20 protein-coding genes are annotated in these 20,651 nt (G+C 59.6%); 6 read left to right on the top strand and 14 right to left on the bottom strand.

Going from position 1 to position 20,651, the window contains the following annotated elements:
- Positions 1–155: 155 nt before the first annotated feature.
- Genes RM192_RS19875 through RM192_RS19860 form a run of 4 tightly spaced genes read right to left on the bottom strand, consistent with a single transcriptional unit; the run spans position 156 to position 3,621 of the window.
- On the bottom strand, positions 156–521 hold the full coding sequence (locus RM192_RS19875; protein ID WP_311509468.1) for a cytochrome c: 366 nt from the start codon (positions 519–521) through the stop codon (positions 156–158).
- A gap of 2 nt (positions 522–523) precedes the next feature.
- Positions 524–2,200: an FAD-binding oxidoreductase gene (locus RM192_RS19870; protein ID WP_311509466.1), complete on the bottom strand. Its 1,677-nt coding sequence runs from the start codon at positions 2,198–2,200 to the stop codon at positions 524–526.
- Between the two features lie 5 nt (positions 2,201–2,205).
- The gene (locus tag RM192_RS19865; protein WP_311509464.1) at positions 2,206–2,796 is read right to left on the bottom strand and encodes a hypothetical protein; all 591 of its coding nucleotides are present in this window, start codon (positions 2,794–2,796) and stop codon (positions 2,206–2,208) included.
- Between the two features lie 27 nt (positions 2,797–2,823).
- Positions 2,824–3,621, bottom strand: coding sequence for an SDR family oxidoreductase (locus RM192_RS19860; RefSeq protein WP_311509462.1), 798 nt, complete (start codon positions 3,619–3,621; stop codon positions 2,824–2,826).
- A 158-nt stretch (positions 3,622–3,779) separates the two neighbouring features.
- Between RM192_RS19860 and RM192_RS19855 the strand changes: the two genes are divergently transcribed.
- Positions 3,780–4,190, top strand: a complete 411-nt coding sequence (locus RM192_RS19855) for a helix-turn-helix domain-containing protein (RefSeq protein ID WP_311509459.1) — start codon at positions 3,780–3,782, stop codon at positions 4,188–4,190.
- A 3-nt stretch (positions 4,191–4,193) separates the two neighbouring features.
- Here the strand turns inward: RM192_RS19855 and fahA are convergent, their stop codons facing one another.
- The 6 genes from fahA to RM192_RS19825 form a co-directional block, all read right to left on the bottom strand.
- Positions 4,194–5,486, bottom strand: a complete 1,293-nt coding sequence (gene fahA, locus RM192_RS19850) for a fumarylacetoacetase (RefSeq protein ID WP_311509458.1) — start codon at positions 5,484–5,486, stop codon at positions 4,194–4,196.
- Entirely contained in the window at positions 5,483–6,808 is a 1,326-nt protein-coding gene (gene hmgA / locus RM192_RS19845) for a homogentisate 1,2-dioxygenase (RefSeq protein WP_311509457.1), read from the bottom strand. The genes fahA and hmgA overlap by 4 nt, the downstream gene beginning before the upstream one ends.
- Before the next feature lie 92 nt (positions 6,809–6,900).
- Positions 6,901–8,127 (bottom strand): MFS transporter, encoded by a 1,227-nt coding sequence (locus RM192_RS19840; protein WP_311509455.1) that lies wholly within the window; start codon positions 8,125–8,127, stop codon positions 6,901–6,903.
- 99 nt (positions 8,128–8,226) lie between these two features.
- Positions 8,227–8,943 (bottom strand): TetR/AcrR family transcriptional regulator, encoded by a 717-nt coding sequence (locus tag RM192_RS19835; RefSeq protein WP_311509453.1) that lies wholly within the window; start codon positions 8,941–8,943, stop codon positions 8,227–8,229.
- Between the two features lie 114 nt (positions 8,944–9,057).
- Positions 9,058–10,353 (bottom strand): NADH:flavin oxidoreductase, encoded by a 1,296-nt coding sequence (locus tag RM192_RS19830; RefSeq protein WP_311509451.1) that lies wholly within the window; start codon positions 10,351–10,353, stop codon positions 9,058–9,060.
- Positions 10,354–10,433: 80 nt separating this feature from the next.
- Positions 10,434–11,234, bottom strand: a complete 801-nt coding sequence (locus tag RM192_RS19825) for an SDR family oxidoreductase (protein WP_311509449.1) — start codon at positions 11,232–11,234, stop codon at positions 10,434–10,436.
- 383 nt (positions 11,235–11,617) lie between these two features.
- On the opposite strand from RM192_RS19825, the gene RM192_RS19820 reads away from it, so the two are divergent.
- Positions 11,618–12,739: an FAD-dependent monooxygenase gene (locus RM192_RS19820; RefSeq protein WP_311509448.1), complete on the top strand. Its 1,122-nt coding sequence runs from the start codon at positions 11,618–11,620 to the stop codon at positions 12,737–12,739.
- Between the two features lie 128 nt (positions 12,740–12,867).
- Here the strand turns inward: RM192_RS19820 and RM192_RS19815 are convergent, their stop codons facing one another.
- The 4 genes from RM192_RS19815 to RM192_RS19800 form a co-directional block, all read right to left on the bottom strand.
- Positions 12,868–13,863, bottom strand: coding sequence for a fumarylacetoacetate hydrolase family protein (locus RM192_RS19815; RefSeq protein WP_311509446.1), 996 nt, complete (start codon positions 13,861–13,863; stop codon positions 12,868–12,870).
- A gap of 4 nt (positions 13,864–13,867) precedes the next feature.
- Positions 13,868–14,695 carry an ABC transporter substrate-binding protein gene (locus tag RM192_RS19810; RefSeq protein WP_311509443.1) on the bottom strand — a complete coding sequence of 276 codons (828 nt, stop codon included), beginning with the start codon at positions 14,693–14,695 and terminating at the stop codon, positions 13,868–13,870.
- A 63-nt stretch (positions 14,696–14,758) separates the two neighbouring features.
- Positions 14,759–14,881 carry a hypothetical protein gene (locus RM192_RS19805; RefSeq protein WP_311509442.1) on the bottom strand — a complete coding sequence of 41 codons (123 nt, stop codon included), beginning with the start codon at positions 14,879–14,881 and terminating at the stop codon, positions 14,759–14,761.
- Between the two features lie 43 nt (positions 14,882–14,924).
- Positions 14,925–15,374, bottom strand: a complete 450-nt coding sequence (locus tag RM192_RS19800; protein ID WP_311509440.1) for a cupin domain-containing protein — start codon at positions 15,372–15,374, stop codon at positions 14,925–14,927.
- 612 nt (positions 15,375–15,986) lie between these two features.
- Here RM192_RS19800 and RM192_RS19795 point away from each other — a divergent pair.
- The 4 genes from RM192_RS19795 to RM192_RS19780 all read left to right on the top strand — a co-directional run bounded on the left by RM192_RS19795 (position 15,987) and on the right by RM192_RS19780 (position 20,627).
- The gene (locus RM192_RS19795) at positions 15,987–16,901 is read left to right on the top strand and encodes an ornithine cyclodeaminase family protein (RefSeq protein ID WP_311509438.1); all 915 of its coding nucleotides are present in this window, start codon (positions 15,987–15,989) and stop codon (positions 16,899–16,901) included.
- A 27-nt stretch (positions 16,902–16,928) separates the two neighbouring features.
- Positions 16,929–17,939 (top strand): dihydrodipicolinate synthase family protein, encoded by a 1,011-nt coding sequence (locus RM192_RS19790; RefSeq protein ID WP_311509437.1) that lies wholly within the window; start codon positions 16,929–16,931, stop codon positions 17,937–17,939.
- Between the two features lie 74 nt (positions 17,940–18,013).
- Positions 18,014–19,489 carry an NAD-dependent succinate-semialdehyde dehydrogenase gene (locus RM192_RS19785; protein ID WP_311509435.1) on the top strand — a complete coding sequence of 492 codons (1,476 nt, stop codon included), beginning with the start codon at positions 18,014–18,016 and terminating at the stop codon, positions 19,487–19,489.
- Between the two features lie 88 nt (positions 19,490–19,577).
- Entirely contained in the window at positions 19,578–20,627 is a 1,050-nt protein-coding gene (locus tag RM192_RS19780; protein WP_311509433.1) for an aromatic ring-hydroxylating dioxygenase subunit alpha, read from the top strand.
- Positions 20,628–20,651: the final 24 nt, after the last annotated feature.

The following is a 20,651-nucleotide window of genomic DNA, read 5'->3' as shown; positions in this document are numbered from 1 at the left end:
TCAATCTAATTTATCCCTTAACGGGCCACCCCGCCGTGCCGGCTACCCAAAAAAATCGGCCGCACTGTCACAGCGCGGCCGATCAAATTGCGGTTGATCACAGATCAGATTTAGCACCCGTACACCAAAAATATGACTGCCGGGGAGTGCGCCGGCTATTTGGCTTTCTTTTGTGCGAGATAGCTGCCCAGGGCCGCCAGCTCACTGTCGGTGATCTCGGTCTTGCGGAACAAGGGCATGACAGAAACACCGTTACGGACAAAGTAGGTGACAACCTCTGGCGTCAGATCCTTGCGGTCCTGAAGCGCGGCAGGCATGTCCTTGCCATATTTTGCTGCAAGCGAGGCCGTGCCCGGATAGCGCGGACCGCGCCCGTGGCACGCAGTGCACCAGCGTTCGAAAACTGCAGCGCCGGAAGGCGATGCTCCGTCCGGGCGCGATGCCTTGTCACGGGTCGCTCCGATGGCTGCCGATGCGCCGGCGGCTGCGAGCACTGCAGCGCTGAGCAGTATTGCGGACATTTTCATTTCGCAGCTCCTCGCATTCCCTTTGGCCAGATGCCATACCTGCCGGGCGAAAGGATGCCGTTGGGATCAAGCGCATCCTTTATCGTCTCGTTTACCCGTCGCAGCATGTTGTCATTGAACGAATACGTGCCCATCACCTGGTCCTGGAATATCGACGGGGTACGATACTCTCCCCAGCCGTGCTCAGCGCCGATCCGGATAAGTTCGCGGAATGCGCTGATGATGGATTTGTTTACTGCAGGGTCGTCCAGAATGGGGAAGCCCAGAATGAACAGAAATGCCCGCTCATGGAACGGCGATGGCAGAGAAAATGGGCGCAGGTTGAACATCGGCAAGTTTTGAAGCAGCGGAATGGTCCGCGTCGCTTCATCGAACACCCTGTTCGCCTCGAAGATGCCCTCTGCCGTTTGCGGGATTACCGGCGAGAACCACATGTGACCGTTTGCAGGTTGCGGGTTTCCGCCTGCCCGTGAACCAAAGGCAAAGAACTCGAGGTTGGGCACGCCGACATTTTGCGGATAGATCAACTGCTTGGATGCAGCATCCTGAGCGTCAGTCAGGATTGCACCATTGCTGAACTTTGCGCCCTTGATTGCAGCATTGGCAATGTCCTGCACGGCTTCCCACTGCGCCGCGATGACCTTTGCCGGGCCATAGAACGTCAGGTTGAGCGACCAGTACGGAATACCGTTGTCCAGCCCGTATTGTTGCAGCGCTGAGGAGAATCCGAGCTTGGACACTGCAACCAGATCCATTTGCTGCTTGTCCATCTTCGGAGGGCCGTTGTAAAACATGTCGACCAGCGATTTTGTTTCTCCGCCGGCACCCAGAAGCGGACTCCCGAGTTCAGGCGGTCCCGGCGCTATGGACAGGTTTTCGACATATTTCAGCGTCTCGACCAGCGGATGGAGATCGTCATAGCGCGGAGCCATCACGACTGCGTGCATGAACGCTTCGGGCTTCGGCATGAGCCAGAAGCCCATCTTGGTGACAATGCCCATGTTCGACTGAGAGAACAGCCCGTCCAGAATCGGACCGAAGCCCATCTTGTACTGCGCCCACGTTTTCGAATTCGGCATTGCCCCCATGCCGGTCCGGAGCATTTCGCCGTTGGCCAGAACGACTTCCATGCCGCAGTGCGCATCGAAATGATTGCGAAAACGCGACGCCGTGTGGCCAACCCCGTGGTCCAGCGCATTGCCGACCAGGCTACCCCAGCCGGGATCGGGCACGTCAAGCCAGACGTTGAGCTTGCGTTCCTGAATGTAGTTGTATAGATCGAAATAGCTTACACCCGGCTCGACAATCGCGAAGCAGTTGCTTTCGTTGACCTCGATGATCCGGTTCATCCGCTTGAGATCGACGACAACGCTTCCGCTGTAGTTCGGGGCAGAACCTCCATAGCCAAGATTTTTGCCGGTCGATATCGCGTAAAGCGGAATCTGGCGGCGGTTTGCGATCTTGACGATGGCCTGCACTTCTTCAGCTGATGCAGGCGCAACGGCAGCCGAGGCCCAGCGGTCTTCGTCGGTTCCCTGGAGCGGTGAGTAGGCGTCGCGATACAGGGCGACATCTTCATCACTGCTGAAAACCCACTCTTTGCCGACAACAGCGACAAACTCCGTGAGCGCGTTTGCAAATACCGACGGCGAGATTCCGGGAGGTGTCTTCATAGCGTTTACCTGATGATCCACGAAATGAGGGCGGGAAGGCGATCGACTGCAGCAGGTGCGCGAAGCCCGGTTGCAGGCGCGATGCCTTCGAACGGTGTTGAAAGGGCAGGTTTCGCGCCGGAAGGTGCCGTGCGTGCATAAGCCGCAATCACCAGCTGCCGTACTTCCTGGTCCATGCCGCACGCACCATGATGGTCATCATGCGCGGTGTAGCGGAAAGCTCTCCGTCCGGCGCTGCGCGCCTGCTCGCGTAAGCCGTTCCACACCGCCGGCGTTGTGAGGCCGCACACGACCGAACCCGGGATCGCCCAATGCGGAACCAGAACGTCGCGCCAGATTGCGGTCAACCCGGCGGCTACATCGTGAACGTCCCCTACATGCGGACGGATGGCGCCTGCGAATGCCAGACTGGCCGGAAATCGCTTGTCCGCCACCGCCAGCAGAGCCGGGGAAGGCTGCGAGGCCGCGCGCGCCAAGGCCGGCGCTGCGAGAGTGACAGGTGCCGCCAAGCCCATAGCGGAAAGGCGCAAGACCTGCCTTCGGTCAATGGCCCAGCGGCCTTCAGCGCTGCTGTCCGGGTTGTGATGCGCAATCATGACATCCTCCTGTTTCAGAGAGGTGGCTCAGCCCGCCGCCAGTTCGGCGAAGGCGGCGGTGTACGCGGCAAAACCAGGTATATGGACAGAGACGCCGCCATCCGAAGCCAGCGTCTGGCCAGTGATGTTGCGAGCAGCATCCGACGCGAGGAAAGCTACTGCCTCTGCGATGTCTTCTGGCGCACCGGCCCGGTCGCGAAGCGTTTCGTCTTCGACCAGCTTGCGCCATTTGGTCGGAAAATCGCGAGCGACTGTCTCGGTGAGGACAAGGCCCGGCGCCACGGCATTGCAACGCACGCCATCACGGCCATAGGCGGTGGCGATCGAACGCGTAAGCTGGATGATTGCAGCTTTCGTCGCCCCGTATGCTGCCGAGCGGATGTGCCCCTGAAGGCCGAGGCCCGAGACAGTGTTGACGATGGAACCCTTGGTCTTGATCAGGTGCGGCAAAGCTTCGCGCGTGGCGATCATCGTGCCGCGGCAGTTGACCGTGAACAGGCGATCCCAGACCCACGTCGGCATATCTCCTACGGCGCCATCGGCAGCAACGATGTCGGCGCCAGTGGCGGCGGCGTTGTTGTGAAGCACGTCGATCTGGCCGTAATGGCTGACAACCGCTGCGATCATCGCGCGGATCGATTCTTCGTCAGAAAGGTCCAGCTCGATTGCGAGCGCGGCTTCGCCATAGCGTTCGGCTACCGCAACGGCGCTTTCCAGATTGACGTCCGCAATGACCGCCTTGCCACCGCGCTTGATGATGAGGTCCGCAGTTGCCTGGCCGATGCCGCCCGCGCCACCTGTGATGATCGCGACCTTGCCTTGCATGCTTAAAGCACCGTACATATCCATCTCCCGAGAATCTTGCCTATTGCGATACGCATAGGATCGTTATTTGAAGTGAACAAGAAGGTACAAGTTTGTTCCTATTCTCCCGGTGCGGGAAGCATGATGGAGCATGCTTGGCTGGCGAGGCCTGAAGACCTATGCATGACGAACAGCAGGCTGCACTGGACCGGCTCGCCGACGAAATCCGCCATGGCGGCGCTGGGTTGCACGATCATGTGCGCGCCGTGTTTGGCCTGCTTGGTGACAAGTGGGCGATTCTGATCTTGCTGGTTCTGAACACCGGACCGATGCGTCATGCAGAATTGCGGCGAACGCTAGACGCCATGTTCCCGAGCGAGCGGATTTCCCAGCGCATCCTCACCCTGAAGCTACGCGGGCTGGAGCGGCTTCAGGTCATCGAGCGCCATGTGACCGAAGCCGCCCTGCCGAGAGTGAATTATGCCCTGACGTCCGCCGGCGTGCAAATGACGGGGCAGGTTCGCGGCATCATCGACTGGATTGCCAGCGACCTTCCGCCTCCGCGGACCGCCTCCGAAGATGACGGCTGACCGTCAGATCTTCGGAGCAGGCTGAATTTCAGCGCGGCATGTTCCAAAGCCGATGCGCCGATAATTGCCGGTTTCGGCATAGCCTGTCAGCACAACCTCGTCGCCATCTTCAAGAAAGGTGCGCTTGCCGCCACAGGGCAGCTCGAATGTGCACTTTCCGCCCAGGGTGAGTTCCATCAGGCTGCCACGTGACGACTTGCCCGGTCCCGAGATCGTGCCTGTTCCCAGCAGGTCTCCGGCCGCCAGATCGCAGCCATTGATCGTATGATGGGCGACCATTTGTGCAGGCGTCCAATAGAGGTGCCGCAAGTATGTGCGCCCGACCACGTGTGGACGATCTCCACGGGCCTTCATCGCGGGCGACAGAATTGCCACCTCAATGAAAACATTGAACAAGCCGTTCGCTGCATCTTCGGCATCGTCAAGGTAGGGCAGGGGAGCCGGATCACCTTCGGACCGCGATGCCAGGCCGGTCCGGAATGGCGCCAGCGCTTCGGTCGTGATCACCCACGGCGATATTGTCGTCGCAAAATTCTTGCCCAGGAACGGCCCCAGAGGCTGGTACTCCCAAGCCTGGATGTCGCGCGCAGACCAATCGTTCAGCAGGCACAAGCCACCGATATGCTGTGCCGCCTCGGAGATGGGAATGGGCTTCCCCAATTCGGATTGCCCCGCCGCCCACAGGCCAATTTCAACCTCATAATCGAGCCGCATGGTCGGGCCGACGGCCGGGGCTTCATCATGCTTTGGACGGATTTGTCCGTTCGGGCGCACAACGGCCGTGCCGGTTGGCCTGATCGACGAAGCACGCCCGTGATAGCCAACGGGGATGTACTTGTAGTTCGGCAGGAGAGGATTATCCGGCCGGAGCAGTGAACCGACGCTGCGGGCATGATGAATGCCTGCATAAAAATCCGTGTAATCGCGCACCGCCATCGGCATGTGCACGACACAATCAGCGGCTTTGTGCAAAGACGGGGCAACGCTCGGCTGAAACGCGCCATCTGACAACAGACCAAAGATGGCGTGCCGCAGCGCTACTCGCAATGCCGAAGGCGCGCTGAACAGAGGATTGAGAGTCTGCTGGCCAACCACCAGGGCCACAGTTTCTGCCGGAAAATGCTGGGCCACCGCCGCCAGATCAAGAATATGATCGCCGATTGCCACGCCCAGACGCCGGACGCCGTCGCCGGGCGAAAAAATGCCGAGCGGCAGATTCTGGATCGGGAAATCGGTGTGGGCGTCAGCGCCTGGAACCCAGCTGCTTGCGGTGGCCGCATGCGTATGGTCGATCATTGGCCGGCCTCACGCCCGAACCTTGCGGCAATTCCGTCCCAGCATGAATCGTAATCGGCTTGCTCCGTCAGCGCGACTTCGGGATGCACACTCGCCCGGAAGACATCGTGGGTTTCAAACATGAATGCCATCGTTCCTTCCAGTTTGTGAGGTGCCAGTACCGCGTTTTCGGCGCGGTCAGTCGTGGCAGCGTCCGGCCCGTGCGCGCTGAACCGCGAATGCAAGGATGCCCCGCCGGGTACGAAGCCATCCGCTTTTGCATCATAAACCCCGACGACGAGCCCCATCAGTTCGCTCATCAGGTTGCGGTGATACCATGGCGGGCGGAAGGTATTTTCCGCCACCAGCCATCGCGGCGGAAAAATGACGAAATCCATGTTTGCGACACCCGGTACCGGCGATGGCGATGAAAGCACCGTATAGATCGAGGGGTCGGGATGATCGTAGCTGATAGTTCCGATCGCGTTGAAGCGGAACAGATCGTACTTGTAAGGCACACTGTTGCCATGCCACGCCACAACGTCGAGCGGGCCATGCCCCAGCGGCGCTTGCCACAGACTGCCACTGTGCTTGGCGACGAGAGTGTGGGGGCCTTCAACGTCTTCGAACGCGGCTACCGGCGTCAGGAAATCGCGCGGGTTGGCAAGGCAGTTTGAACCGATCGGCCCAAGGTCTGGCAAACGGAAGGCTTCGCCATGGTTCTCGCACAGATAACCGCTGGCCCTGCCGTCCAGCGGGGTCAGCCGAAACTTCATGCCGCGTGGCACTACGCAGATTTCGCCAGGGGCAATTTCGAGCTTGCCGCATTCGGTAAAGATGCTGGCCTTGCCTTCGAACGGCACGAACAGCAATTCGCCGTCGGCGGTGTAAAACGTGCGCTCCATCGGCCGGTCTGCACAATACCGCCAGGCGCTTACACCTGTTCCGGGCGCGCCGGGTGTGGCAGCAAGTGGTAGCAGGCTGTCGATAAAATCGAGTCCCGCCCGGCTCGGTTGCGGATCCCAACGAATCCGGTTCGGCGAAGGCGGCGCATAGCCTGCATCGATTCCTGAATGGGCTAACCGTTCGAACTTGCCCTGTGCGGCAGACGGACGGATGCGATAAAACCAGGTGCGACGAGCGTTGCTGCGCGGCACCGTGAACGCGGTCGTAGAAAACTGCTCGGCAAAAAGTCCGTGAGGGGCACGTTGTGGTGAATTGCATCCTGCAGGCAGCGCACCCGCAACTGCCTCTGTTGCAAACTCATTCCCGAATCCGGACATGTAGCCCGCGACGAAAGCAGACGCGTTCGCCGCCATCAGGCGCTCGTTATGGTCAGGCATCATCATTCCCTGATAAACATGGCTCAGCACTGGCACGAACGGCAGTCCTGACATGTGCTGTCTTATTACGATACGCGGCGTTCAGCTTATCGTCAATGAATCGTTGTGCGGTGCGGGGGCACATTTCGCTCTGATACAAAGCCGATCAGTCCGGCCACTATCAGAAGACAAGCTGCCAGCAGCATCCATGCATCGTAATTGCCGGTCCAGTCGAACAGCGCGCCTGCCAACATTCCGCCCGCACCCGCACCAAGTGCATGAACGCCGAAGATCGCACCATACACGCTGCCGAAGCTGCTGACGGGAAACCGCCGTCCAAGCAGGAATGCAAGCAGGTCGCCTTCAGTTCCAACGCCGAAGCCCACCAGAATTGCGCCCGGTACAAATAGCCAGGACAGCCCGGTCCACAGCAGTAGCGTGCCGCCCGATGCAAGCGAGAGCAAAGCGAATGTCATCAGCCCCGCGTCGAAGCGATCAAGCAGGTAGCCAGCGGCAATTCGTCCGAAAATGACGGAAAAGCCAAGCGCCGAAGCAATCGCGCCAGCGACCGAAGGGCTTTTGCCATTTTCTCCGAGAAAAGGAACGAGATGCATGGTGGTGCCGAGCACAGCCATTGACGAAAGGAAAATCATGGCACTGGTCGGCAGGAACGCCGAATGGCCGACGATGCTTTGCCACGACTGCCCTTCGTCCTTTTGCCGGGCGGGCGGTCTTGCGGCGAGTGCTACGCCCGCTCCGGCACTTCGCAATAGCAGCAGCGCGCAACCGGTCAGCACAATCGTGCTGATCGAGAGTAACCCGTACCCCGCCCGCCATCCGCAAATTTCGATCAATGGCCCGAGTATCGGCGGGAATGCCGCCGCCCCGACTGCGGTGCCCGTCAGGGCAAGCCCCAGAGCCAGTCCGCGTTGTTGCTGAAAATGGCGCACAATCATGCGGTTGTAGCCGATTGCGTTTGAGCCTGCGGATACCATTGTCAGCAACAGGACCAGCGATAGAAACGAGGCCAATCCCGCGGTCAGCCAGCCGAGCATCGCGAAGGTCGCTGCAAGAGCCGCGCCGGAAAATGCGGCAACACGCAGTTCGCCATATCGGTCGATCAGCCGCCCGGCGACGGGCAGCGCAATGGCATTGCCTACCATGATTGCGATGGCGCCAAGCGACGCTTCACTTCGAGTCCACCCAAACTCGTGCGAGAGCGGTTTGATGAACAGGCCTGCGGTGTAGAAATAAAGCGATGCGAAGCCTGCGCCTATTCCGGCGAATGCCCCCACGACGATGCGCCAATGTTGCGCAAGTTCGCTTGTCTTCCGCTCCATCGGACCTCTCCTGCGGCGGCGCGGCCTTATTGGCCGGCCTCAATCCCGCGGAATAAATAAAAGACGTTTCGTATAATAATCAAGCGCGAATGGCGCGCTTCAACCTTCCGGTATCACTTTGTCATTCTCGTCGAAATTAATGCCGAAAAGCAGGAAAAGGTCGCGGGGGAAGTCGCGAATGAATTTCGCGTCCAGCGGGCCATAGCCCCAGAGCAATCGCATGTAGACCGGCGAATACAGGATATCCATCAGCACTTCGCTGTCGATTTCCTGCAACCGGGCGACTCGGTTGCGCAAGTTATCGATAACTTCTCTCACCACGGCGCGCCGTCCATAATAAAACCGCTCACGAAATTCGCGCTGGATGGAAGGATCCGACTGTCCTTCGGCCAGAATCTGCGCAACGATTTGTCCCGGCCAACCGGAATACTGTTCCGCGAGCAACCGCCAGTGGAGGAGCAATGCCTCAGCCGGATGAATGTCGTGGCGCATCGGCGTGTGGACCATGTGGTTTTCGATAAATGCGTCGATGACCACGGACGCTTTCGATTGCCACCAGCGATAGATCGTCGCCTTGCTGACACCTGCCTGCTTGGCGATCGCTTCAATCGTAATCGACTGGATCGATCCTTCGCGCAACAATTCAAGCGTGGCGACAAGGACCGCGCGGCGAGTTGTTTCGCTACGCGGACGTCCGCCACCCTTGCCCGGTGACCCTGCGCCGGGTGCTTTGGGTTTCGTCGCAGCCTTGGCCGGACTGGCATTTGCGTCCCGAATTTTGGTCACTGTCATTGCCTGTCTGCCTGCATTGGTCATCGATAGCTCCGGCGTTTGCTGCTACACAGTTTCGAAACGACTGTCACCCATTTGGCCGACTTGCAACGTCTCGATGCCGGTCAGACACATCAGGGCAGGCCGGCCCAGAAAGCATTATTGCTTGTTCGGCGTCACTGACCGGATAACGCCCATCAGGGTGGTTGAACCGGTAAGACTCAAAACCGCCTCCTCGATCGGCGCCTTCAACAAGCGGCTCGCAGGTCTTGAAGCGCCCTCGTCCCGTTCTTCTCGTCCCATTCGGGGATTGACGGTACAGCGCACCGGCATGCCGAATACCATACGCCGCATGCAGGTATTGTGGCGGTCACATACGGTGATGCTATCGGTCTTGTTGTCCTTCAGCTTGTTTGCGAAATCCGGGTCAGCCAGAAGTGGCCGCGCCAGCATCACGAAATCAGCCAGTCCGTCTTTCACAACTTTGGCAGCACGTTCCGGGGCATGGAAACCTTGAATCAGGATCGGCCCTTTCAGCACTTTTCTGAAGGCAGCGGCTTCTCCGCCGTCAACCAGTGCGCCGTCCGTGGACGGTGCGCTGGCAGACATGGTTTCGTAAGCACCTGCTGAAAGTGCGACATAGTCGAGACCGGCAGCTTCGACGTTGGCAGCAATCGCTGCATAACCATCAGGCCCCTGGCCATCAGGGAGGTATTCGTTTGCGGTGATGCGCAAGCCGATAATGAAGTCTGGCCCAACCGCAGCCCGCGTTGCGGTTACGATGTTTCGAAGGAAGCGTGCCCGGTTCTCAACCGATCCGCCATATTCGTCAGTCCGGAAATTGGTGCGAGGCGACGAAAACGACGCTGCGAAGTAGCTCATGTGCGCCGCCACTTCGACACCGTCAAAGCCTGCCTTGCGGGCGCGCACAGCGGCGAGGACCATCTCGTCCTCATAATGCTTGATTTGCGCAATGGTGGCTTCTTGCGGCGTTTCCGTAACGCGGCCATGCGGGACAATGAAGCCTGCCGGGAAATTTGCCTCGGGAATCACAACATTGATCGGGCTGGCAGAGATCAGCGGACGGTCCGGTGCCGGCACACCCATCCGTCCGAACCCCGGCGTCAACTGCGCGATGATCGGCGTGCCATGTTCGTGTACGGCATCGGTCAATTTGCGGAAACCTGGAATCGTCTCGTCTATGTCTAGACGCAGGAGCGGCCGCAACATCGCTTCGGCGTAGCCGCGTGTCGTTGCAATTGATCCGCCCATGATGATCATGGAGACACCGCCTTTCGCCCGCGCCCTGAAAAACGCAATGGTCTGTCGGCTCGGCGCGCCATCATCGCCGGGGGCTGCTGCTGCCATCGGCCCCATGACGATGCGGTTTTTCAGTTCGGTGCGGTTGATCCTGCCATTTTGAAGCAGTGGCGCGACAGCTGTTTCTTGATTCACGGCGATCCTCTCACGATAATTATAATACGCATCGCATCGGTCAAAAATTGAATGGCCCTGATGCTTGAAATCTGGTGGCTTCAGAGATGGCGTCCACCATCAACTTCGATCACGCTACCCGTAGTCAGCCGCAAGTGGGTGACCGCAGAAATAATTGCCAACGCCACGTCGCCGGGTTCGCATACCCGCTGCAGCGGCGTGCTCGCGGCTTGCCGTTCAACGCCTTCGCGGCCGCGACCGGGTACGAAATCAGTAGCTACCGCCGCGGGCGAGACAGAGATAACCCGGATCTCTGGTCCCAGGACGCGGGCCAGTGACTTGCCCATGGTATCGAGCGCGGCCTTTGATGCGCAATAGGCGATGGAACTGCCCAGCCCCGTCGCTGCAGAAATTGACGAGACGTTGATGATCACCGAGTCTCCGCCGGACCGAAGCAGCGGCGCGAAAGAACGGATTGTCGCGAATGGGCCGCGTACGTTGGTCGCGAGAATGCGATCAAATGTCGCATCGTCAAGGTCGTCGAGCTGGGCATGTGGCACAGCCTTGGTCACGCCCGCGCTGTTGACCAGAATGTGTGCTGTGCCGTACCTGTCTGCCACCGCGCGAGCTGCTGCGTCGATCTGCGCACCGTCTTCCATCGGCAAATGTACGGCCATATGCGCTCCGGGATTGGGCAGGCTGTCCACCAGCTCCTGCGCCTTTGCGGCATTGCCATTGTAGCCGATGACGACGGAGGCGCCACCTGCGGCAAACCGCCGGGCCGTGGCGGCACCGATCCCTCCGGACCCACCGGCAATGACCGCGACTCGCCCGTTGAGGCTGTATTCACCCGCACCGTTGGCGCGCACGCCTTGTTCCAGCGTTTCTGCCACCATTGCCATCACCCCCAAAACTAGTGCAACAGCTGATCGAAACGGAGCGTCTGCCCCTTTGTGCTCATATCTGCTGCGATTTAACGTTGATCTTAGCTAGCAGAGAAGTTAATTAATATCCAGAGCGTTTCGTTATCATGCGATGAGGCGGGAATGTGTCGATGAACAACGATCGATCGCCGGACCGCCTGTGGGACAGGATGGCACTCGCTTGGCGTGGCGCTGCGGTTCGCTACTGCCTTAGAAGAGCGGTTTGCACGGGTTACCGGCGGTCGGTAGCGTGTTCTGGCAAGTCTCGCGGACTGGCCTTCCACGCGCATGTCCGAGCTTGAGACGCCTCAGCCTAGCGTCATCCGGTAGGCGTTGATTACAAGAATTGAAGGGAGAGTTGAGTGAGCGAAAAGGTTTTGATCGTGGGCGGCGGCATCGGCGGCCTGTCTACGGCAATTGCGTTGCAGCAGCGCGGCGTCAACGTTGAAGTCGTCGAGGTCAACAAGACCTGGAAAGTCTATCACGTCGGCATCATTGTCCAGAGCAACTTCGTGCGTGCGCTGGCGCAGCTTGGCGTTGCCAAGGAGGCAGTCGATGCCGGCTTTTCCTATCGTGGCTGGCGGTGGCGTCATAACGACACTGGCCAGGAAATGGGCCGTAGTGAAGGCGTCTCCACAGCCGACGGCTTTCCTTCCGATCTGGGTCTCGCGCGTCCGGCTCTGCATGACGTGCTCTACAAGCGCGTCAACGATCTTGGCATAAAATTGCGGCTTGGCGTCACTTACAGCGAAATCCAGGATCACGGTGACAAGGTTGAAGTCAGCTTTACCGACGGCACCAGTGACAGTTATGATCTGGTGGTCGGCGCTGACGGCGCTTATTCCAAACTGCGTGACCAGTTGTTTGGTGATCAGCATCGGCCTGAATTCACCGGTCAGGGTGTATGGCGATACAATTTGCCGCGCCCCAGCGACCTTGAATGGGCCGATGCCTATATCACCGATCCGCACCAGTCGATCGGTACGGTGCCGCTGACCGAAGACACCATGTACATTTTCGTAACGGCCAGCGAACCGGGAAATCCGCGTTTCGCGCCTGAAACTCTGGCCGACGAAATGCGCAAGCGACTGATCGGCAAGGGCCAGGCCGTAGAAGCATTTGCGGCTTATATCACCGATCCGGCGCTGGTCGTTTATCGTCCGCTTGAAGTCTGCTTCCTGCCCAAGCCGTGGAACAAGGGACGTATAGTGCTGATCGGCGACGCGTCGCATTCCAGCACTCCGCATCTGGGGCAGGGGGCTGCCATGGCCGTAGAAGATGCAGTTGTGCTGGCGGAAGAGATTGTCGGCGATCGCCCGATTGATGAACGGCTGGCCCGTTTCGTCAGCCGCCGCTTCGACCGCGCAAAATTCATCGCAGACCAGTCACGGCAATTGGGAGCATGGCAGATGAATCCCACGCCGGACGCCGATCCCGCAGGCCTCTTTGACCGGGTCCGCACATATATCGGTGAGCCGATTTAAACCGGAATTGGCGCTGGAGCTTGAGAATTCGGATGGCCGGGCCCAGTTGGGGCCGGCCACTTCCGCCGTTGAGCAGCATCATGGACAGGCGTGATTGAGTACGCCCCGACCCGTTTACGTGTGTCAGGTCAGGCGTTGGGCGCCACGCATTCAACGCGCTGCATGCCCAACCCTGCGATCTCGGCAGTCATCACATCGCCGGGTTGGAGGAAACGCCCGTAGTGTGTGCCATTGCCGGCGGGTGATCCGGTACAGATCACGTCGCCGGGCAACAAGCGTGCGAAGCTGGAGATGTATTCTATCTGGCGAGCGATACCGAAGATCATGTCCGCCGTGGTTTCGTCCTGCATGACCCTGCCATTGACAGTCAGCCGCAGCGGCAAATTCTGCGGGTCACGCACGAATCGGGCAGGAACAATGACCGGACCGAATGGCAGAAACCCCGGTTGCCCCTTGGATCGAAGCCAGTCCGTGCCGAGCATCTTGTAATCTGTCCGGGCAATCAGATCGCGCGCGGATATATCGTTCACGATTGCATAGCCTGCGACATGATCCATAGCATCGTCTGCACTGACGCAATAGGCTTCGCGGCCGATAACGACGCCAAGTTCGATTTCCCAATCGGGCTGGGCGGTGTTGGTCGGCAAAACAAGGGCGTCATTGGGACCAGCAACGGCCGAAATTGGTTTGGTGAAGGCGTAGGGTTCACCTTCCGCGGCGCGCTTGTCCATCATTTCAGCGGCCCATTTGTAAAGGCCGTCGCGGTCAAGCCCTTCAGGCCCGACACCGGTATCGACTGTCAGGTCGATGACATGCTTGCGATAGTTCGCTCCTGTACAGAAAATCTGGCCGGGACGTTCGACAGGCGCGCGCACGTCGAGTTCGGCCAAGGCTTCTGCCGCGACGGCACCAGTGCCCGCAACTATCGCCAGATTGTCGAGCGCAGATTGCTGGCTATCCCAGTGTTCAAGGATCTCCAGAACGGTAAGCGCAGGCGGAAATCCGGGGATGCCTGAGTGAAGCGCCAATGCATGCAGCGGCCAAACGTCTCCGTCGATAGTCAGGCACGCGAGGCGCTGGCCGTCGGTTCGTGCAATCGTGCACAGGCCCCAGGGCGTCGTCATTTCTTTAACCTTTCCCGTTGGCAGCCTGCAGCATGGCCAGTACGCTTTCGTCTGCAAGATCCGCGTGAACCAGAGGCGGACGTGTCGGCCATACCGTAGCGCGATGCTGGATCAGGCGTTTCATTCCATCCGCATCTGGCTGAAAGGTGTCAGAAACGGCGGCTAGCATCGCCGAGGCAGCGCCTACAGGGACGCCCGACCGAACAACGATGTCCACAGCTTCGGCCGGTTTTGATAAAATGCTTCGCCGCGCAATATCCATCGCGCCGAGCAATTCGGTGAGCTGGGAGAGAATGCAGTCGTCCCGCGAAGCAGCCAGCCGGGCGGTGTTGACGACCAGGCCCTGTCCGGGGAAATCGGGCCATGAAGCTTGCACGCTTCCCACGACGTTGCATCCTTGCGCAATGGCGGCGTGGTAAAACGGTGGCCCGAGCAATGTGGCATCGCCCGTCCCGGCGAGCAAAGCGTCGAGCCGTTCTGTCACACCGCCGGCCGGGGCCAGCATACAACAGGTTTCGTCGATTCCTGCTTCGATCAGCATTGCGCGCAAGGCGACGACAAAGCCGTTGGCAGGGGCATCAACCAGCAGCGTTTTCCCGGCAAGGTCCGAGATTGCCGTAATTCCGGGCCGTGCAACAAGCACCAGTTCGGTCGTCCGTTCGACTTGCGCAATCGCGCGGAACCGGGCTTCGGGCGCCTTCTCGTTCCACGTTATCACGTTGTCGATGGCAGTGACGGCGGCGTCAATCGTCCCGCTGCGCAATTGCTCGAACTGCTGCTCGGACGATAGCGTCCGTTCCGTCCGGAGGCCCCGAACGCCGCGAAGGTCCATTGCCTGCGCTACAAGCACCGTCGGCAAAGGGGCAAACCAGAGAAGGTTGAGGGCCATCGCGTGCTAGACACTCCATGCGGTCAGGTCTGGCGGCCGCGCAGATATTGCCGGGATGACTTCAGGGGCCAGCCAGCGATTTGCGCCCGATTGGCCGAGCAGGCAGAGCTTTGCGCCTACCCGGCTCATTTTCAGCCCGCCTGCCTGATCCTGTGAAATCGTGTAATTTTGTTCACTTTTCCAGGTCGAGCAGAATGAACGCCATCCGGCAGTATTTGTCCGAGCGGTTCGACCAGGAATGATTTGTCGCGCGCTGGATAAGGATGTCACCTGGACGCATCACCGTTTCGCCCTCGTCCATCATCGCATAGATTTCGCCCTCTAGACAGATTGCGTAGTCGAGCGACTCTGTCTTGTGGAACCAGAAATGCCGGGGCTTGTCCCCATCCCGCACTTCGTTGGCATCCAGGAAATTGGCCAACTTGTCGGTGTTGTAGAGCTTGTCGGGCGGGAAATCGACGATGCGCAGGATCGATCCGTTCCGCGAATGGAAGCCGAACTTGTGGTCTGCCGCCGCCGGTTCATCACCCTTGGCCGCACCTTCCCCGGTTGCCCACAGAACCTGCACGAAAGATGGCGCGTAGTCGGCCATGAACTGGTTCGGTGTTGGACCGTCGGACAAGATGCAGGACCTGCCTGTCTCGTTTTCACCCGTGACAATCCGGCGTGTCGGCTTTGGGGCCTCAATCTCAGACAACCGTTCTCTCCCAATCATGCTTGTAACATCATCAATTATATGGAAACGAGCCGTATTGTAAATACTACGCGAAAAATTTCGGCGGTCAGGCCAGGCGAGGGCTGGGCAATTCAACGATTGGCGCCCGTCAAATTCGAAGGACCGGCTCGGATTGTCGGGCCGACGAGATGCGCAGGCTGTTCCGCATGCAACCGAAAAACGCTCCGTTTTGCGGCGTTATCAGGCGTCCCAGCGCGCTACAGGCGCCAGCCTGCAGCTGTCAGCGGCCGCGTTACGGGCGGCATTTTTCAAAAGGATGTTGCGAGGCATATTATAAAACGCTACGGATACTAATGCCCACGCAGCTCGCACTAAACGGTGCTGTGTGGTACCACAATGATTGCTGCGCCGGAACGCTCCCGGCTTGCAGGCCAAGGCTTGCAATTCGAGCAGCTGGGTATGCGGACGAGGAACTAAATGGTGAATCCGGTATTTGTCACGGGCGACGTCGCACGCCAGGTTTTTGACTGGGGTGACGCGGTTTCTGCTTTGCAAACAGTGTATGCTCAGCCTTTCGGCCCTGGCGCTTGTCCGCCGCGCATCGTCGCGCAGAATGGGCCGAGCTGGCTGCGAGCCTTGCCGTCAAACCCGCCCGGGTGCCGTTATTTTGGGGCCAAGCTGATGGGCGCCGCGATGAACGTGGGGCAGCCGTCGGTCGAATACGTGATCGTCCTGTTTGATCGTGAAACAAGCCAAATTGCCGGTTTTCTCGATGCAAATCTCATTACAGCCTACCGGACTGCAGCAACCTCGGCTTCCGCGTTCGACAAGTTGGCTCCGCGCAACCCGCTTCGCCTGGGGGTGATCGGAAGCGGGCTTGAGGCGTCAATGCATACGCGTGCTTTTTCAGCCATGCGCGATCTTTCCGAGGTTGTCGTTTTCAGCACGACGCCTGCGCGGCGCGAAGCCTTTGCGCAGACGCTTTCCGACGAGCTTGGCATTCCTGTCCGACCCGCCGCCACGCCGCAAGAGGCCGTCGGCGATGCCGATGTGGTGCTGACCGCCGCTCGTTCGCACGATGAAACTCCGATCCTCTTCGCCGACTGGTTGCCGGAAAAGGCAATGGTGGTTTCCATCGGATCGACCATCCCGCAACAGCGCGAAATCGACATCTCCGTGATTGCGCGCGCTGATCTCATCGTCTGCGACATGCTTGAAGAAGTCCTGCATGAGACTGGTGACATGCTGGCAGCGGTCGCTGCCGGAATCGAGGTCGAGCCACGCGCCATATCGCTGAACGACCTGATGAATGGCAGCGCAGCGGACCGCGTTGCCGCAGCGCAGAGGCCCATGTTCAAGTCAGTGGGCGGCGGTGTGCAGGATGTCGTCGTCGGGGGGGCAATTCTCGATCGCGCGATTGCAGCGGGGCTCGCAGCACCGCTTCCGTTCCAGTTTGAAGGCAAGGCGCTTTGAAAGGCGTCCGGCAAGGGAGATTGTAAAGTGGCAAGATACAAGCGCAGCGAGGCCCGCGAATGGGGCCGCGAAATGCTCAACGGCGTGGCCAATGTCACGATTCCGACGATGAAGTCTGATTTTGAAACGCTCAATGAAACGGCCATCCGCCACGACGTGGAGCTTAGCATCAAGCATGGCTTCGTCGGGTCGCTCGCCTGCTCGGAAGTGGCGATTACACTGGACCAGTATGGCCAGTTTCTGTCCGTTATGGCCGATCAGGCAGCAGGACGCAGCATCATCGTTCACCACGCCGTGTTCAATTCGCTTGAGCAGAACCTGCGCGCCCTGAAAATGGCAGAAGAAGGCGGGGCCGAACTCGTCCTGCTCAGCTACCCGCCGTATTTCTACCCCAAGGATTACGAAGAGGTCTATGAGTACACCCGCACGATGTGCGAGGCGACAGACCTTGCCGTGATGCTGTTCCAGCTTCCCGCCTGGGGTTTTCAGCGTCTGCACCCGTCGGATATCCCGGTGTCGCTGCTGCGCCGCCTGGTTGACGATTGCCCGAACGTGGCCGGGATCAAGGCGGAAGGCGGCACGCCGCACTTCATGTCGATGATCGAAGTCCATCGCCATTTCCACAAGGAAGTGGTGGTCTCATGCCCGCTCGATTTCGAATATGTGCCGTTGGCGCAAGTGATGCCGATCCAGTTCTCCGGCACCAACTACACGTCGCTTTACGGTCCGACGATCCCGAATATTCACAAGCTGATCGCAGCCGGCGAATACGACGAGGCGACGCGTATCTGGTACGAGATCGAACCTGCGCGCAAGGCGTTCCTCGGGCAGGGCGTTGCCGCGCATGGCCTGATCAATCGCATGATGTGGAAGTACGAAGGCTGGCTTCAGGGATACAACGGCGGCCCGATGCCACACCCCACGATGCGCGTGCATTCGCACAGCATGAAGGCGCTGCGCCAGGGAATGATTGCATCCAACCTCAATCCTACACAGGATCCCGACGAAGCGTTCTTTATTGGACGCAACCCCGAATGATACTGACCGGACCCGCACCAGGTGAACAACCAAGTTGCGGGTCCGGGACTGCTTGCTGATACAAAAGGACGAAGATGACCCAGACGGCACAACTCGCGCTGCGAGATCCCACATTGCTGCAGCAGGCCATGCTGATCGACGGCGCATGGGTGCAGGCCGACAGTGGCAAAACCATTGCAGTCCATAACCCAGCTACCGGTGAAGTCATCGCGCTGGTTCCCGATGGCGGTGCTGCTGAAACGGCGCGCGCGATCAAGGCTGCGGAAACGGCCATGAAGACCTGGCGGACCGAATTGCCCAAGGAACGCGCACGCATCCTGCGCAATCTTTTCGATCTGATGATCGCCAACATCGACGATCTCGCCGCCATTCTCACGGCAGAGCAGGGCAAGCCGCTGGCCGAGGCCAAGGGCGAGCTGCTTTATGCCGCAGGTTTCATCGAGTGGTTTGGCGAAGAAGCCAAGCGCGTATACGGCGACATCATTCCGCACAATGCGGACGGCCGCCGTATTCTGGTGCAGAAGACGCCGATCGGGGTGTTTGCCGCCATTACGCCCTGGAATTTTCCTTCGGCAATGATCACCCGCAAGGCTGGCCCGGCATGGGCCGTGGGCTGTGCCGGCGTGATCAAGCCGGCAAGCCAGACGCCGTTGTCGGCGCTTGCGCTGGGCGTCTTGGCCGAGCGGGCCGGTCTGCCTGCTGGTGTGTGCAACATCGTGACCGGCTCTGCCCGGGCCATCGGCGGCGAAATTACCGCCAGTCCAATCGTGCGCAAGCTGTCCTTCACCGGATCGACCGAAGTGGGCGCCCTGCTGCTGCAGCAATGCGCGCCGACCATCAAGAAAACCAGCATGGAACTGGGCGGCAATGCCCCCTTCATCGTGTTCGACGACGCTGATATCGACGCGGCGGTTAAGGGCGTGATCGGTGCCAAGTATCGCAACTGTGGACAGGCCTGCATCGCTGCGAACCGGATCTTTGTGCAATCCGGAATCTATGACGCCTTTGCCGAACGCCTTGCCGCCGCCACGCGCGCGCTCAAGGTTGGCAACGGTACCGAGCCGGGCGTCGAGGCAGGGCCGCTGATTGACGACAACGCTGTGGCCAAGGTCGAGGAAGTTATCGCCGACGCGCTTTCGCATGGCGCAAAAGTTGCGGCAGGCGGTGGTCGTCATGCTCTGGGCGGTACGTTTTTCGAACCCACCGTTCTGGTCGATGTGCCGCGCGCCGCGAGCATATTTTCGGAAGAGATTTTCGGTCCGGTCGCGCCGCTGTTCCGCTTCGATACAGAAGAAGAAGCCATCGCATTGGCCAACGACACACCGTTCGGTCTGGCATCCTATGTCTTCGCACGCGATGTGGGGCGCATCTTCCGTGTCGTCGAAGCGTTGGAGTTCGGCATGGTCGGGGTTAACGAGGGCCTGATCTCCACGGAAGTGGCGCCGTTTGGCGGGGTAAAGGCATCGGGCCTGGGCCGCGAAGGCAGCAAATACGGAATCGAAGACTACCTCGAAATCAAGTATGTAGCCCTTGGCGGTCTGAACGGTTGAAGGTTGCGCAAACGGACGGCGGAGTTTCCCGATCATGACGATGCCGTCCGAAAAGATTGTTTCCGCCGCCAAGCGCAACGCGGCGGAAATGGCTGACCGCAATACGCCCTTCATTTTCAATGAGTGGTACGTCGCAGCGTTCGCGGCCGATGTGGGACGAGAACTGCTGGCGCGAAAGTTGCTCGGCAAGAATGTGGTCATGTTCCGGACCGAACAGGGCAGGGCAGTTGCGCTGGACGACCGTTGTGCCCATCGCTCGTTCCCGTTGTCTGAGGGGACGCTTGACGCTGATACCGTCGTCTGCGGTTATCACGGGTTCCGATACGACGCCGACGGCGATTGTGTTGAAGTCCCGTCGATGAAGGTCTGTCCGGCAGCTATCGGCGTCCGCGCTTATCCGTTGGTTGAGCGCGGGCCACTGCTGTGGATCTGGTTGGGCGATCCCGCTCTCGTCGACCCCGGCGCGATCAGGGATACGACTTTCATGGAAAGCGATGCCTGGGTTTGCTCGACCGGTTATCTTTGGCTGGCGGGCAACTATGTGGGTTTGCACGAAAACCTCATGGATCTCACGCATCTCAGTTATGTGCATGCAAAGTCGTTCGGCACCCCCGAGTATGCGCAGGCTCCATACAAGGCGTGGCTGGACGAAGGGCACTACAAAGTCACTCGCAGTGTCATCCCGACAGTCCTGCCGCCCGTATGGGGCGATCCTTCAGGCCTGTCCGAGGTTGCCACTGCTGCACGTGTCGCAACTTCGGAATTTCTGTCTCCCGCCTTCCATCAGGTTGGCACGAGCTTCTATGATTCAGCTGTTCCCGAGGACGTCCGGACGGTTTGTTCGATCCGCACTGCGCATCTTCCCACGCCGGAGACACATGAGACGACACACTATTTTATCGTCCATGGGCGCGATTTTGCACTCGCAGATCCCGGTGTGACCCAGGTCATGCACGACCGTCTGCTCATTGCTTTCCGCGAGGACGTGGAAGCACTCGGCAGGCTCGAGCGTGTGCTGCAAGAGACCCCGGCAGATCAACTTTATGAAATATCGGTCGCGTCAGATGGCCCCGGCGTCGCCATGCGGCGTCACCTGCTAAGGCGGGCGCTAGAGGAACATAATCAAACGCAGGCGTGAGCCAACGGTCTGCAGAAAAAGGGA

Origin of the sequence: Novosphingobium sp. MMS21-SN21R (assembly GCF_031846015.1) — a bacterium.
In the GTDB taxonomy this organism is placed as follows: Bacteria; Pseudomonadota; Alphaproteobacteria; order Sphingomonadales; family Sphingomonadaceae; genus Novosphingobium.
This window is presented reverse-complemented; position numbering and strand designations above follow the sequence as displayed.

Excerpts from the sequence above, each read along its gene's own strand:
- RM192_RS19875 (WP_311509468.1), bottom strand. The coding sequence starts at position 521 with ATGTCCGCAATACTGCTCAGCGCTGCAGTGCTCGCAGCCGCCGGCGCA.
- RM192_RS19870 (WP_311509466.1), bottom strand. The coding sequence starts at position 2,200 with ATGAAGACACCTCCCGGAATCTCGCCGTCGGTATTTGCAAACGCGCTC.
- RM192_RS19865 (WP_311509464.1), bottom strand. The coding sequence starts at position 2,796 with ATGATTGCGCATCACAACCCGGACAGCAGCGCTGAAGGCCGCTGGGCC.
- RM192_RS19860 (WP_311509462.1), bottom strand. The coding sequence starts at position 3,621 with ATGCAAGGCAAGGTCGCGATCATCACAGGTGGCGCGGGCGGCATCGGC.
- RM192_RS19855 (WP_311509459.1), top strand. The coding sequence starts at position 3,780 with ATGCATGACGAACAGCAGGCTGCACTGGACCGGCTCGCCGACGAAATC.
- fahA (WP_311509458.1), bottom strand. The coding sequence starts at position 5,486 with ATGATCGACCATACGCATGCGGCCACCGCAAGCAGCTGGGTTCCAGGC.
- hmgA (WP_311509457.1), bottom strand. The coding sequence starts at position 6,808 with ATGCCTGACCATAACGAGCGCCTGATGGCGGCGAACGCGTCTGCTTTC.
- RM192_RS19840 (WP_311509455.1), bottom strand. The coding sequence starts at position 8,127 with ATGGAGCGGAAGACAAGCGAACTTGCGCAACATTGGCGCATCGTCGTG.
- RM192_RS19835 (WP_311509453.1), bottom strand. The coding sequence starts at position 8,943 with ATGACCAATGCAGGCAGACAGGCAATGACAGTGACCAAAATTCGGGAC.
- RM192_RS19825 (WP_311509449.1), bottom strand. The coding sequence starts at position 11,234 with ATGGCAATGGTGGCAGAAACGCTGGAACAAGGCGTGCGCGCCAACGGT.
- RM192_RS19815 (WP_311509446.1), bottom strand. The coding sequence starts at position 13,863 with ATGACGACGCCCTGGGGCCTGTGCACGATTGCACGAACCGACGGCCAG.
- RM192_RS19810 (WP_311509443.1), bottom strand. The coding sequence starts at position 14,695 with ATGGACCTTCGCGGCGTTCGGGGCCTCCGGACGGAACGGACGCTATCG.
- RM192_RS19805 (WP_311509442.1), bottom strand. The coding sequence starts at position 14,881 with ATGAGCCGGGTAGGCGCAAAGCTCTGCCTGCTCGGCCAATCGGGCGCA.
- RM192_RS19785 (WP_311509435.1), top strand. The coding sequence starts at position 18,014 with ATGACCCAGACGGCACAACTCGCGCTGCGAGATCCCACATTGCTGCAG.
- RM192_RS19780 (WP_311509433.1), top strand. The coding sequence starts at position 19,578 with ATGGCTGACCGCAATACGCCCTTCATTTTCAATGAGTGGTACGTCGCA.